This window comes from Shewanella sp. SG44-6 (genome assembly GCF_014164185.1).
Classification (GTDB): domain Bacteria; phylum Pseudomonadota; class Gammaproteobacteria; order Enterobacterales; family Shewanellaceae; genus Shewanella; species Shewanella vesiculosa.
The window spans coordinates 1-1599 of sequence record NZ_JACJER010000269.1; the positions used below are offsets into that span (position 1 = coordinate 1).

The 1599-nt window shown below is 40.0% G+C and carries 2 protein-coding genes; both read right to left on the reverse strand.

The features are described from left to right. Positions 1 to 411 (reverse strand): LysR family transcriptional regulator (locus H5185_RS22055; RefSeq protein ID WP_182743294.1); only part of this gene is annotated, 411 nt, incomplete at its 3' end. Between the two features lie 407 nt (positions 412 to 818). Then, positions 819 to 1508, reverse strand: a complete 690-nt coding sequence (locus tag H5185_RS22060; RefSeq protein ID WP_182722139.1) for a pseudouridine synthase — start codon at positions 1506 to 1508, stop codon at positions 819 to 821. Between the last annotated feature and the right edge of the window lie 91 nt (positions 1509 to 1599).

Genomic DNA, 1599 nt, shown 5'->3' on the forward strand with positions numbered 1-1599 from the left:
CGCCATAACACTATCAATAATACGTTTATTGGGCGCCGCTTCCAGATAGATTTGTAGTTGATTATATGGCAACTGATAGTCAATAAGGTGAGGATATAGCAGCAAGGCCATTGAACCTGAGCAGGCAATACGACACTCACCAATATGCTCATCATCAACCGCTAATTGCGATAATACTTGCTGTTGTTGTTGCTGCCAAACTAACGCCCGTTGATGTAAAATAATCCCCGCTTCCGTCAGTTCAAAGCTTTTACCTATTCGAATGAGTAAATCAACACCGACCTGCTGTTCAAGCTTTTTAATATGCTGACTGACACCCGGTTGCGTCATAAAAAGCTGTTCTGCTGTGTGAGTAAAATGCCCTATTTCAACCAGTTTAATAAATGTCGTTAACCATTGTTGATTTAACATACTAAGCCTCTATTGCATCAGATACTAGATCGCAGCCATCTATGTACACTCTCATTAATGGCGATCAAGCAAGACACTAGCATAGCCATTTTTAGGCTGACAATCACACAGTAAATAATATAAATTTATCGTTATACTATTTTTTGATAAATTAAAAATCATCGCAGCGATATCTGCAATGCTAACTGATTTCCACAAACGGGGAAGAATTACTGCAACTTAGGCTAACAAGGAATATGGAAACCAGCAGAACCACATTTGGCTTATGTCAATCAAACTGGCTATTGTTTGCTATTTTGGCGCAGTCCCGTATTACAGACTTAATCAATAACGAGCCGTTTGCAGATTATTGAACTGCGGTAACGAACGATCTGCTCATGGTTATCAAACCCACTTACACTTTCTAATTAAGCATTAAATGATTTAACTTCTGCATCGGTTAAATACCGCCACTGCCCGACTTCCACATCGGCGTTGACAGCACCAATGCTTTCACGATGAAGTGAGAGTACTTTATTACCTATTGCGGCAAACATGCGCTTAACTTGATGAAATTTGCCTTCAGTTAATGTCAGCAAGACTTCTTTGGCTGTGATGATTTGCAATACCGCCGGTAATGTAAGCCCTTGCTCACCATCAAGAGCAATGCCTTGTAAAAAGCGTTCTGCGGCATCATCAACCAGCGGTTTGGCTAACTTAACCCGGTAGACTTTATGACACTCGCCTGAAGGAGAGGTAATCGCAAAAGTCCAACGACCATCATCGGTAATTAGAACTAACCCAGTAGTATCTGCATCTAAGCGCCCGGCAATATGGAGTTCAGATAACCGTTCAACATCCAATAATGAAAAAATCGACGGATAGACACCATCAACATTTGAACAAAGCATATTGGCGGGTTTATTGATTAACAGATAACGAAACGCTCGAGCAGTAAGGTTTTGACCCTTTAAGGTAATTTGATTATTTTCATGAACCTGAACAGCTTCATTCCTAACAGCCACACCATTTACGCACACCTCACCATTATGGATATGTTGGATAGCGTCACACTTTAATAACTCAGTACTTTTACAAACAAATCGATCAAGACGCATAAATAACCTTAACTTGGGATAATCATTTTCTATTGGCTAATCAAGCGGATATTATGCCACAGACATAAATTGGTATTGGTATTGGTATTGG